Raw genomic sequence first — 12,421 nt, 5'->3', positions numbered from 1 at the left:
ACAACCAAATATAAGATGAAGACGCTATGCTGAAAGGTATAGTGTGAAAGCAATTTCAGCGGGGCATCGTTTTACGGTAGCCCCGTTTTTCGTTTAGCAGCGGCTAATTTAGCTTTAAGTTTAGCAGCTGCTAATAAATTTTATATCTTAGTTTAACTCACTATCTCTTCATAACCGCTTAACTTATGCATGCAGGAAAAAAATATAGTTTTCTCGAATTTATTATCTGGACCAGGCGCGATCTTTACCGCTTAACTATTCTGGCCATTATTCCTACCGTACTTTATCATTATTGTGCTTTTACGTTTCTTTCTATCTCCTGGGTACCTGTGGCGCTTTTAGGTACTGCAGTTTCATTTATCATCAGTTTTAAAAATAACGCCAGTTATGCGCGCCTTTGGGAAGCCCGGCAAATTTATGGTGCCATCATTAACTCGAGTCGTGCCTTTGGCGTAATGGTTCGCGATTATCTGACTGCTCATGATAAAAAAACAGATGTTCAAACGATCTTTTACCGCCACTTTGCCTGGCTAACTGCTTTGCGCTTTCAATTAAGGGAGCCAAGAGCCTGGGAAAATTCAGATGATCCCCGTAACATCGAATATGCAAGACTTTACCGGGTTTCGGAAAAAACAGATAGTTTGGAAGATAGCCTGGCGGAATATCTTTCGGTAGATGAGCTAAAGTACATTTTGACTAAAAAGAATAAGGCAACCCAATTAATGGCTCTGCAATCGGCCCACATCAATAAACTGGTTGCTGCCGGAATTTTAACCCAACTACAATTGCAATCTTTGCAAAATTCGGTTACCAGCTTCTACGACAACCAGGGCAAAGCTGAGCGAATTAAGAACTTCCCTTATCCACGTCATTTCTCCTCAATAGCCACCATTATGTTAAATTTATTTGTGTTTTTGGTGCCTTACGGACTGCTAAACGAATTTAATAAGCTAGGCAACGGCACTTTAATTGAAGGCTATTCTATTTGGCTAAACATCCCCTTTGCGATTTTGTTAACCTGGGTTTTTAACTCGCTTGATATTGTTGGCGAAAGCTCTACCAACCCTTTCGAAGGAAGTGCAAACGATGTTCCAATCACAAATATTTCCAGAACGATAGAAATTGACATGCGGGATATGCTTGATGAAACAGATTTGCCGCCGGCACTTACGCCAGAGCATTTTATACTGATGTAATGGTTTTTCTGTTATGGAAATGCCTTAAATTCTTCATCATATTGGTATATTAGTATAAATAATTTGAATGCTAAAAACCCATGATATGAAAAGAAACTTTATTTACCTCGTTCTGGCAGCTCTTCCGTTTGCCTATGCTTGTAACCAAAATAAAAGCGACAGTAATTCGAAAACTAAAACCGATTCGGTAGTTAAAGAAGCTTGTTACGCAGCTGCATTTGAAAAAGATAGTGCTGCTATTATTGTTAACACCATGGCATCGGGCAAAGTAACGGGCTCGTTATTGATTAAATATGGCAATAAACCGCAAAATAATGGTAAGATTGATGGTAAATTTAGCGGTGATACCTTATATGTAGATTACCGTTTTAATACTGGTAAAGATAGCACGCGGGTATTTACCAATCCGCTGGCTTTCTTAAAAAAAGATGGTAAACTGATTATGGGAGTAGGGCAAATTGAAACTACACTTGGCCGTTCTTACTTTGTAAAAGGAAAACCGATTAATTATGAAGCCGGAAAATTTATTTTTACAGAAGTGAACTGTAAATAAGATTCTTTAAACGACTACTCTGTAGCGCGCACTGTGAGGTCAGATGTTCCCGTCTGACCTTATTTCCTCAATTTCCTGTCACTTTCAGATAGTAAGATCTGACAGCACTGTTATTTTGCCACGGATGCGCAGAAAACACGGTGGCATTTTTCTTTTTGTTTGCCATCCCGAATACAAATCGTTATCCTGAACTTGTTTCAGGATCCACCGTGTTATCAACCAATGATGTTCCTAAGCTAATCGCCATGTTGCGAATTTGAAGACTTTTTTCGAGGCAGGGTCTTCGTTTTTAGAGATTCTTCGCATCGTTAATCATGCAGGAAAAAATTATTTTAAAATAAATTACTACAATTCCTATAGACTTTATATATTTGTAATAATTAACGAATGTGAACCAGCATAAATTTGGTGTTATGATTTTAAATAAAGTAGAAAAAGCAAACATTGAACCACGAATTACTTTAATAGGTGCAGGTCCTGGCGACCCGGATTTATTTAGTTTAAAAGGTGTTAAAGCATTAAAAACAGCTGATGTTGTTTTGTACGATGCAAATGTGAACGAAGCTTTATTATGTCATGCGCCAGATGGTATTCCAAAAGTTTATGTAGGTAAACGCAGTGATGATGAAGATTTTTCGCAAGAGGCCGTAAACAAGCTGATTGTTGATTATGCTTTAAATTATGGTCATGTGGTGCGGTTAAAAAGCGGCGATCCGTTTTTCTTTGCCAAAGGTTACGAAGAAATTGATGCCGCCGAATCGTACAGCATTCCAACTGAAATTATTCCGGGTATTTCAAGTGCTACAGGTGCGCCAAGTTTACAAAAGATTCCGATGATTTATAAAGACCTGAGCGAGAGCTTCTGGGCGGTAACCGGAACTAACTCAAGAGGCGAAATTTCTGAAGATTTATACATTGCAGCTAAAACCAAAGCTACCATTGTAGTTTTAAACGGAATTGAGAAAGTAAAAGAAATTGCAGCCATTTTTCAGGCCGAAAGCAAAAATCTTTTACCGGTAGCGGTAATCCAGAACGGATCGACGCCGCAAGAGAAAATTGCAGTGGGTATTGTTGATACCATTGCTGAAATTGTTGAGGATAAAAAAATTACCGCACCTGCCTTATTGGTTTTTGGCGATGTGGTTTCGTTGCACCCTCAGTTTCAACCTATCCGCGATTTTTACGAAATTTTAGCGGAAGAGTACTAAGGTATTTTTAAACCAAAAATATATTTGTTTTGTTGTTAAAACCGCATGGGCGAGCCAGGCGGTTTTTTTGTTTAGGCTTATTCTCCGAGTCTATCAGCGCAATCCGCGGGAAACTATAATAAGTTCTCCCGCAGATTTAAGAGGATCATCGCAGATTAAATACTTAGGGTTATTAAAAATCTCTACGTGTATCAGCGCAATCCGCGGGAAACTATAATAAATTCTCCCGCAGATTTAAGAGGATCACTGCAGATTAAATACTTAGGATTATTAAAACCTCTGCGTGTATCAGCGTAATCAGCGGGAAACTATAATAATTCTCAGATTAAATGCATATTTCCCGGATTTTATTGCTGCTAAATTTGCACTTTAAACTGCTTTATAATGCTTACTTTTTTTAATGGAAAACACGCTTGCGTACTTTTGCGTAGTTATGGAAAATCAGGTAAAATACTGCCTTTCAGCACTGAAATAGGTGCACTGAATAAGAAATCCCCAAACCCTGAATTTTCACCTAAAAATATAATTTACATTATTTGCAATGCTCAAAACAATTAGTAACTTACTTAGGTTATCTACACCAAATATTTGATGGAAATTATACATATAAGTGCCGAGTGTTACCCTGTTGCAAAAGTTGGTGGTTTAGCCGATGTGGTAGGGGCCTTACCCAAGTATCAAAATAAATTAGGCCACATTGCCAAAGTGGTTGTTCCGGCGTACGACACTAAATTCATCCGCGAAAGCGAATTTGAAGTAACCTACGATGCCTGGTCTAACTATGGTAATCATCATTTTCATTACCGCATATTAAAAGAAAAAACCAATAAACTGGGTTTCGATGTTTACGTAATCCATATTAAAGGCCTTACCGACAGACCGAATGTTTACGGTTATGGCGATGATACTGAACGTTTTGTTGCTTTTCAGATTGCCACTTTAGATTGGATTGCCCAATGGGAACATCGTCCGGATGTAATTCACTGTCACGATCACCATACCGGTTTAATTCCTTTTATGGCATCGAATTGTTTAAAATACGAAAGCATTAAACATGTACCTACAGTTTTAACCATTCACAACGCCCAATACCAGGGACAATTTGGCTGGGATAAATTATACTACCTACCGGCCTTCGATTTATGGAAGGGTGGTTTGCTGGGCTGGGATGATGCCATTAACCCTTTGGCTTCGGCTATAAAATGTGCGTGGCGCGTAACTACAGTTTCGCCAAGCTACCTCGAAGAAATGATGAACAATGCCCGTGGCTTAGAAAGTTTGTTGAGACAGGAACGCTGGAAATCGGTAGGGATTTTAAATGGTATTGACAGCGAAGTCTGGAATCCGGAAACCGACCCTATGCTGGGCAAAGGTTACAATATAAAGACCGTTGAAGCCGGTAAGCAGGCAAACAAAACTGCTCTGTGCAATGTTTTTCAATTAGATGCGTCTAAGCCCCTCTTTACTTTTATCGGCCGGCTGGTTGATGAAAAAGGAGCCGATTTGCTGCCTGATATATTTTATACTGCTTTGCAGCAGCATGGCGATAACATTAATGTATTGGTTTTAGGATCGGGCGATAATTGGGTAGAAGGGCGTTTAAATCAGTTAAAGGATATTTTTCCGGGTAAGTATAATGCCTACATTGGCTACAATGAGCAGGTTTCGCACGAAATTTATGCCGGTGCCGATTTCCTGATCATGCCTTCGCGTGTTGAACCCTGTGGTTTAAACCAGCTGTATGCTTTAAGGTATGGTACAGTGCCCATGGTACGGCGTATAGGTGGGTTAAAAGATACCGTGATTGATATTGGCGATGGAGGTTTTGGTATTTGCCACGACCAAACCAGTATTTGGGATGTTACCCACGCCATTAACCGCGCAGTAGAACTGTATAACAATAAAAAAGCTTTTAAAGCAGTGCGTAAAACAATGATGAAGCTAGACCACTCGTGGGATAATGCGGCATTAAATTATATAGAATTGTACCAATTATTAAATTAAGCTTAAACATGACTGACAAAGTTTTAGGCGTTATCCTTGGCGGTGGCCAGGGCTCTAGATTATCGCCACTTACACAAACACGTTCTAAACCGGCAGTTCCAATTGCAGGGAAGTACCGGTTGGTAGACATTCCAATTTCTAACTGCCTTAACTCAGGCATCCACCGTATGTTTGTACTTACGCAGTTTAATTCGGCATCGTTAAATAAGCACATTAAGAATACGTATCACTTTAGTCATTTCAGTAAGGCTTTTGTTGATATTCTGGCAGCAGAGCAAACGGTACAAAATGCAGGCTGGTTTCAGGGTACTGCCGATGCGGTACGTCAGTGCATGCACCATATTGTTTCACATGAGTTTGATTATATTTTAATCCTTTCGGGCGATCAGTTGTACCAGATGGATTTTAAAGATATGATTGAAAAGCACATTGAGGCTGAAGCGGAAATTACCATTGCCACCATTCCGGTTACAGCCAAAGATGCTACCGATTTCGGTATTTTGAAAGCCGATGAAGAAAATATGATTACTTCTTTTATCGAAAAACCAAAAACCGGATTGGAAGAGTGGATTTCGGATACTGGTGAGGAGATGCAGGGTGAAGGCCGTAATTTTCTGGCTTCGATGGGAATTTATGTATTCAACCGCGAATACCTCATTAATATCTTAAACGAAAACGAAGAGGAGAAAGATTTTGGTAAAGAAATTTTACCGCGTGCCATTACCCAAAGCAGGGTTTTAAGCTATCAATATGAAGGCTATTGGACTGATATCGGTAACATTTCGTCGTTTTTTGAGGCTAATCTGGGTCTTACAGACGAAATTCCGAAATTTAACATGTTCGATAGTAACCACGCTATTTTTACCAGGGCACGGATGTTACCGCCTTCTAAAATTTCGGGTACCACTTTAAATAAGGCCATTATTGCCGAAGGCTGTATTGTACAGGCCAGTAAGGTAGAACATGCCGTTTTGGGTATCAGGGCAAGAATAGGGAAGAATACGGTTATTACCAATTCTTACATTATGGGTAGCGACAGGTACCAGACTTTCGAAGAAATACAGGAAGAAACAAGCAAAGGAAATTCGCTGATTGGTATTGGCGACAGGTGTTACATTAACAATGCCATTATCGACAAAAACTGCCGTATTGGTAACGATGTGAAAATTAATGGCGGCGATCATTTGGAAGATGGCGACTTTGAACTCTATGCCGTTAAAGATGGTATAGTGGTAATTAAAAAAGGAGTGGCTTTGCCTAGCGGAACTGTAATTTAGCAATCATTATCATTAACTATAGGCCAGTTTAGTTTACCTAGGCTGGCTTTTTATTTTGTATTTAACTGCTGTTGGGTAGGTTTTTTACATTCCTGCCAACATTTTGGGTACAGGCTTGTTAATTTATAAACACATAAAACAGCTTATGCCCGAACAGCATTTATATCAAACCGGAATAATAGGAAATTGCGCTTTTTTAGCCCACGTAAATAAAAACACCGATATATCATGGCTATGCTGGCCACGTTTCGATAGTTCATTCGTTTTTGGCAGTTTATTGGATAAACAAAAAGGAGGCGAGTTTTCTATCAGGCCACAAGGCGAATTTTCTTCCAATCAATACTATATCGAAAATACCAATGTATTGCGGACCGAAATTACCGCCGAAGATGGTACTTACCGGGTAACCGATTTTGCTCCCCGCTTTCACCTTTACGAAAGGTATTTCAAACCTTTAATGTTGATCAGGAAAATTGAACCTTTAACCGGAAGTCCCCGGATAACAATTAAGTGTAAGCCGGTGTGCAATTATGGCAAAAGTGCCATGACCGTAAGCCGTGGCAGTAACCATATCGATTATTTAGGTTGCGATGAAAATATCCGTTTGAGTACCAATGTTTCGTTAACTTATATTATCGATGAAAAAGCATTTGTGCTGAACGAAGCCAAATACCTGGTAATGACCTATGGCCAAAATCTCGAAGCCCCGATTGTAAGTACTTCGGAAAATTTCCTGCGCGAAACGATTGCTTATTGGCGCTTGTGGATTAAACATTCATCAATTGCTGGTTTTTATCAGCATTTTGTTATCCGCTCTGCGCTGGTGCTTAAAATTCACCAGTATGAGGATACCGGGGCAATTATTGCTGCCAGTACCACCAGTTTACCCGAATCGCCGGGTAGTACACGCAACTGGGATTACCGTTATTGCTGGCTGCGCGATTCGCACTATGTACTCACTTCGCTCAATCACATTGGTCATTTTGAGGAGATGGAGAAGTATTTCAATTACCTCTCTGATATTTCGCATGCAGAAGATACACGTTACCAGCCTTTGTACGGCATTGCGGGCGAAAGAAAAATTACCGAAAATACTTTAGATCATTTAGCGGGATATAGAGGCGAGAAACCGATCAGAATTGGAAATCAGGCTTACGAACACATTCAGAATGATATTTATGGTCAGGTTTTAATTTCGATGCTGCCGCTATATACCGATCACCGCTTTGTGTTTTCGGAGCGGAGCGACTCAGTAAAATGGATAGAAAGTGTTTTATCTAAAATTGAAAGTACCATTGATGAAAAGGATGCCGGAATATGGGAGTTCAGAAATATTGCCAATGTGCATTGTTACAGCAATCTTTTTCAATGGGCAGGGGCACAGGCCGCATTAAAAATGGCCAAAACTATAGGTAATCAAAACTTCGAAGATCGCGCTCAGGTTTTGATTGATAAAGCTGCAGCACATATCGAAGCCTGTTACGATCCGGAAAGGAGAGTATATACCAATGCGGTGGGTAGCAAGCATTTGGATGCGAGTACGTTGCAGTTGATTATGATGAATTACCTCGATCCGGCATCTGATAAGGCCAAAGATCATTTAAAAGCACTGGAAGCAGAGCTTAAAACAGAGGATGGCTTGTTTTACCGCTACCTGCATGCTGATGATTTTGGGAAACCAAAAACTACTTTTTTAATCTGCGCTTTCTGGTATGTGGAGGCATTGGCTTGCGTTGGTCGAACCGATGAAGCCATTAAAGAATTCGAAAATATCATTAAATACTGCAATCACCTGTTACTTTTTAGCGAAGATGTAGATGCCAAAACAGGTAGTCAGTGGGGGAATTTTCCTCAGGCCTACAGTCATGTAGGTTTAATGAATGCTGCTTACCGCATTGCAATTAAACTGGATAGGCCGATATTTTTGTAGGGATTGTGCATTAAAAAAAAGGATATTCGCAAGAAGCTCATTTTCGTTAATCGTCATTCTCAGCTTGATCGATAGCTATCGGATGGGATCCTCACACTTTATCGGTGCCTGTATTTCGCTTTAAGATTCCCGTTTTCACGGGAATGACGGATCGTATATTGGATTCCTATCGGTTGGTGTCACACCGACCGAAAAAAATAGCATAACATCCTTTGTTGTCTTTGATCGTCATTCCCAGCTTGATCCGATAGCTATCGGATGGGAATCCTCACACTTTATCGGTGCCTGTATTTCGCTTTAAGATTCCTGTTTTCACGGGAATGACGGATCGTATATTGGATTTCTATCGGTCGGTGTCACACCGACCGAAAAAAATAGCTTAACATCCTTTGTTGTCTTTGATCGTCATTCCCAGCTTGATCCGATAGCTATCGGATGGGAATTCTCACACTTTATCGGTGCCTGTATTTCGCTTTAAGATTCCCGTTTTCACGGGAATGACGGATTGTATATTGGATTCCTATCGGTTGGTGTCACACCGACCGAAAAGATTAACCCCTGTCTACAAATTCCTCTTTAACTAAACTCCACAATAACTTTCTCACCTCTTTATAATCATTGAGGTAATACTTGGCTTCTGAAATATTATTACCAACTTTAATGGTAAAAGCATCGTTGGGTAGTGCCTTAAAAATATCTTCGTCAGTATGATCATCGCCCAGGGCGAGTATAAAATCAGGATGTTTATCGTAAAGCCAGTTTAAGGCAGCCTTACCTTTGTTTACTTCCATGTTTTTAAACTCAATAACTTTGTTGCCTGGCATCAGCTGTAAACCTTTATCGGCCGCCAGAATCCTTAAATGGCTTACAATTTCATTTGCCCTTAACTCGCCCAGTCCTTCATCCGCTTTGCGGTAATGCCATACCAGCGAATAGCTTTTTTCTTCAATAAACGAACCCGGAGTACGGTCGGTGTAAGTCTCCAGAATGGTTTTCATTTCCTGCTTCCATTGGTCGGTTAACAGCGGCAGACAATTCCATTTTTCGCCATTTGTTTTCTGCCAGGCGCCATGTTCGGCAATCATATCAACCTTTAAATGGCCAAACCATTTTTCGAGTGTTTCATTTCTTCTGCCACTAATAATTACCACCTGATTGCTTTCATCTTCCGTTAGTTTTTTAATCAGCGCATACAATTCTTCATCGGGCGATGCATCATCGATATTGCCAGTAAAATCAACCAGGGTTCCATCGTAATCCAGAAATAAAACGCGGTTGGTACTTTGCTGGTAATGCCGGGTAATATTTTCATTAATCAGGTTTACGGCATGTTTGGTTAATAAGGATTGTTGAGAATCTTTCACTTCGTTTAGTCTTAAAATAAAATTGTTGACCCAATGTTTCACGTTAAACTTTTCTACAATGCCACGCATGGCTTTCATGCGGCTTTGCTGCTCTTCAAGAGGCATTTTCAGTGCCAGAACAATGGCCTCCATAATGTCGCCTACGTTGTTGGGGTTTACTATTACTGCATCTGTTAATTCTTTCGAGGCGCCGGCCATTTCGCTCAGAATGAGTACGCCATCATTGTTTTGCCTGCTGGCCACATATTCTTTACTTACCAGGTTCATGCCATCACGCATGGGCGTAACCAGGCAAATATCGGCTGCTGAATATAGGGCTGATAGTACTTCGATGGGGAAAGAGCGGTAGAAATAATTAACCGGAATCCAGTTAATAGACCGGTAGCGTGCATTCAGGTTACCCACAAACTGATCAATCTGTTCTTTTAAATCGCGGTATTGCGGAACGGTATCGCGTGAGGGGACGACCACCATATACAGTTCTATTTTGCCAATATATTCGGGGTGTAGTTGCAAAAGGAGTTCGAGTGCTTTTAAACGTTCCAAAATTCCTTTGCTGTAGTCGAGCCTGTCGATAGAAAGAATGAGTTTTAAACCTTCTTTGCCCTTACGGAAGTATTCCATTTCTTTTTGTACTTCATCACGTGCGGTGAGACTGGAAAATTTCTCAAAATCAATCCCCATGGGGAAAGCTTCAACCACAATTTGCCTTTCATTACTGTTTAAAACATTGGCTGATGAATTTACCGGAAGTAAGCGTGTGGCGGTACTTAAAAAGTGGCGTACATCATCGTAGGTGTGGAAACCCACCAAATCGGCACCAAGCACTCCATTTAACAGCTCATCGCGCCAGGGAATGAGTCTGAAAATTTCGTATGAAGGAAAGGGGATGTGTTGAAAAAAACCAATGGTTGATTGTGGCAGCTCACTGCGCAATATTCCGGGTAAAAGTAATAGCTGGTAATCCTGTATCCATATTTTATCTTTTTTGTGCAGTACTTTTAAAGCTGCGCTGGCAAATTTCTGATTAACTGATTGATAGCAGTCCCAATAGCTCTGTTCATAATGCGCATAAGTAACGAGGTAGTGAAAAACCGGCCATAAAACTTCGTTTGAGAAGCCTTCGTAGTAAAGGTTAATTTCATCCTGGGTTAAAAAAACGGGATAAAGGTTAAGTTTGGAAAGTTTGTCGGTTACTTCCTGTTGCCTTTCTTCAGGCACATCAATTCCGGGCCATCCAATCCATACCGAATTACCTGAGCGGTAAACGTCTCCCAGGCCTGTGGCTAAGCCACCTTCGCTGGGTATAAAGGTGTAATGACCATTTTCTTCAATAATTTTAACGGGTAGTCTGTTCGATATTATAACTGTCTTCATGCTTGTATTTAATGTATCTATACTAATAGAAGACAATCAAAACCATTTTTGTTTTGAATTTTTAAGTTACAAACATTCAGATGATTTAACTCAGGCAGATCATTCAGGTATTTTAATTGGATATAGGCTGTTTAAATGTAATTGAATACCAGCGAAAAAGTGGTCAGTTTATTGGGCTCAGATACCACTTCGATACTGCCACGATGCATTTTCATGATGTTGCGGCTAATGGTAAGGCCAATACCCGAACCATTTTTGCGCGTGGTATAGAAAGGCACGAATATTTTTTCAAGATCTGCCGCCTCAATACCTTTTCCATTATCGCTTACATCGATATACAATTTGGTGTGCTCTAACCGGTAGCTAACCGAAATATGTGGGTTTTCCTTCTCTTCGACAGAATAAATGCTATTGGTAATTAGGTTAATGAGCACTTGTTCTATCAATTTTAAATCGAGCTGAACGGTAATTTTAGAGGAGGTTTGTTCTACATCTAAAATCACATTTTTAACCCTCGCAAAAGGTTGCATCAACACTTTAATGTGCTTTAGGATTTCGCCAATGGTGTGCGATTCGAGGTTTGGTGTGGGCAGTTCGGCAATTAAACGGTAGTCTTTTACGAAATCGAGCAAACCGGCTGAACGTCTTTTAATGGTTTGCAAGGCCGTTTTAAGGTCATCCATTTCAGATACATCGAGGTTTTCCTTATCGCTTACCATGCTGTTAATGGTATCGGATAAAGAACTGATCGGGGTAATAGAATTGAGAATTTCGTGCGAAATAACCCCGATTAAGCGGTTCCAGGCTTCGGTTTCCTTCTGCTCAATTTCATCCTTTATATTTTGAAAACTGATAATGGTATAATTTTTACCATATAGGTTTAACGGAATAACTTCGGTTGAAAGCTGAATGAGTTTATCCTGAATTTTTAACTCCAAAAATCTTTTACCACCCTGTACAATTTGCTCTATTTCGCTGGCAAAAGCGGGTAAGTGCTGTTTTAACCTATGCCAGTATTTATAGGCTGGTATGCCCAGGAGGTTGGATGCGGCCTGGTTGAAAAAGGCAATTTCCTCGCTTTCTTCGTCCGTTTCCGTATTGTTGATCACGATTACCCCTACAGGCACTTGTTCCAGTATGGTTTTAATCAGTTGAAACATTGCTTCCTGTTCGAGCCTGATTTGTTTATGCACTTGCAGGATTTCGCCAAAAGACTCGTACAATTCGGGGAAACTGCCTCTTGTAGCCTTGTTTTTAAAATTTAAAGTATGATCGCGTGTTTTTACCGCCAGTATAAATCGTTTAATATCTGACCGGATTTCGTTAATGTAGTAATAAAGCGAAATAATGGCACCCAGTAGTAATAAAGCTGTGCCTGCAATGGTAAACCAAAGCTGGGTATTGCTGATAAGGTAATACAACAGGTAGCCCAGCAGGTTAATTACCAGTAAGCGGAATATTAAACGAAAGGTAAAGCGTTTGTAGAACATATTTTTTTAAGCTGAAAGCTAA

8 protein-coding genes are annotated in these 12,421 nt (G+C 40.2%); 6 read left to right on the top strand and 2 right to left on the bottom strand.

The genetic code is table 11. The features are described 5' to 3' along the window. Window positions 1-185 precede the first annotated feature (185 nt). From BLR37_RS14860 to BLR37_RS14835, 6 genes are all read left to right on the top strand, one after another. Window positions 186-1,196, top strand: a complete 1,011-nt coding sequence (locus BLR37_RS14860) for a bestrophin family protein (protein WP_090769862.1) — start codon at window positions 186-188, stop codon at window positions 1,194-1,196. Between the two features lie 85 nt (window positions 1,197-1,281). Beyond that, window positions 1,282-1,749, top strand: coding sequence for a hypothetical protein (locus tag BLR37_RS14855; RefSeq protein WP_090769859.1), 468 nt, complete (start codon window positions 1,282-1,284; stop codon window positions 1,747-1,749). Between the two features lie 413 nt (window positions 1,750-2,162). After that, window positions 2,163-2,957, top strand: a complete 795-nt coding sequence (gene cobA / locus BLR37_RS14850) for a uroporphyrinogen-III C-methyltransferase (RefSeq protein WP_090770098.1) — start codon at window positions 2,163-2,165, stop codon at window positions 2,955-2,957. Between the two features lie 591 nt (window positions 2,958-3,548). Continuing rightward, window positions 3,549-4,961 carry a glycogen synthase gene (locus BLR37_RS14845; protein WP_090769857.1) on the top strand — a complete coding sequence of 471 codons (1,413 nt, stop codon included), beginning with the start codon at window positions 3,549-3,551 and terminating at the stop codon, window positions 4,959-4,961. 8 nt (window positions 4,962-4,969) lie between these two features. Next, window positions 4,970-6,238 carry a glucose-1-phosphate adenylyltransferase gene (locus BLR37_RS14840; RefSeq protein WP_090769855.1) on the top strand — a complete coding sequence of 423 codons (1,269 nt, stop codon included), beginning with the start codon at window positions 4,970-4,972 and terminating at the stop codon, window positions 6,236-6,238. Between the two features lie 145 nt (window positions 6,239-6,383). Beyond that, window positions 6,384-8,168 carry a glycoside hydrolase family 15 protein gene (locus BLR37_RS14835; protein ID WP_090770096.1) on the top strand — a complete coding sequence of 595 codons (1,785 nt, stop codon included), beginning with the start codon at window positions 6,384-6,386 and terminating at the stop codon, window positions 8,166-8,168. Window positions 8,169-8,719: 551 nt separating this feature from the next. Here the strand turns inward: BLR37_RS14835 and BLR37_RS14830 are convergent. Continuing rightward, window positions 8,720-10,909: a bifunctional alpha,alpha-trehalose-phosphate synthase (UDP-forming)/trehalose-phosphatase gene (locus BLR37_RS14830; protein WP_090769853.1), complete on the bottom strand. Its 2,190-nt coding sequence runs from the start codon at window positions 10,907-10,909 to the stop codon at window positions 8,720-8,722. Window positions 10,910-11,040: 131 nt separating this feature from the next. Continuing rightward, window positions 11,041-12,399 (bottom strand): sensor histidine kinase, encoded by a 1,359-nt coding sequence (locus BLR37_RS14825; protein ID WP_090769850.1) that lies wholly within the window; start codon window positions 12,397-12,399, stop codon window positions 11,041-11,043. Between the last annotated feature and the right edge of the window lie 22 nt (window positions 12,400-12,421).

The sequence above is a fragment of the Pedobacter soli genome (assembly GCF_900101435.1).
Taxonomy (GTDB): Bacteria; Bacteroidota; Bacteroidia; order Sphingobacteriales; family Sphingobacteriaceae; genus Pedobacter; species Pedobacter soli.
This window is presented reverse-complemented; position numbering and strand designations above follow the sequence as displayed.

Bases quoted from the DNA above. Each gene is read 5' to 3' on its own strand.
- BLR37_RS14860 (WP_090769862.1), top strand. From the start codon at position 186: ATGCATGCAGGAAAAAAATATAGTTTTCTCGAATTTATTATCTGGACC.
- BLR37_RS14855 (WP_090769859.1), top strand. From the start codon at position 1,282: ATGAAAAGAAACTTTATTTACCTCGTTCTGGCAGCTCTTCCGTTTGCC.
- cobA (WP_090770098.1), top strand. From the start codon at position 2,163: ATGATTTTAAATAAAGTAGAAAAAGCAAACATTGAACCACGAATTACT.
- BLR37_RS14845 (WP_090769857.1), top strand. From the start codon at position 3,549: ATGGAAATTATACATATAAGTGCCGAGTGTTACCCTGTTGCAAAAGTT.
- BLR37_RS14840 (WP_090769855.1), top strand. From the start codon at position 4,970: ATGACTGACAAAGTTTTAGGCGTTATCCTTGGCGGTGGCCAGGGCTCT.
- BLR37_RS14835 (WP_090770096.1), top strand. From the start codon at position 6,384: ATGCCCGAACAGCATTTATATCAAACCGGAATAATAGGAAATTGCGCT.
- BLR37_RS14830 (WP_090769853.1), bottom strand. From the start codon at position 10,909: ATGAAGACAGTTATAATATCGAACAGACTACCCGTTAAAATTATTGAA.
- BLR37_RS14825 (WP_090769850.1), bottom strand. From the start codon at position 12,399: ATGTTCTACAAACGCTTTACCTTTCGTTTAATATTCCGCTTACTGGTA.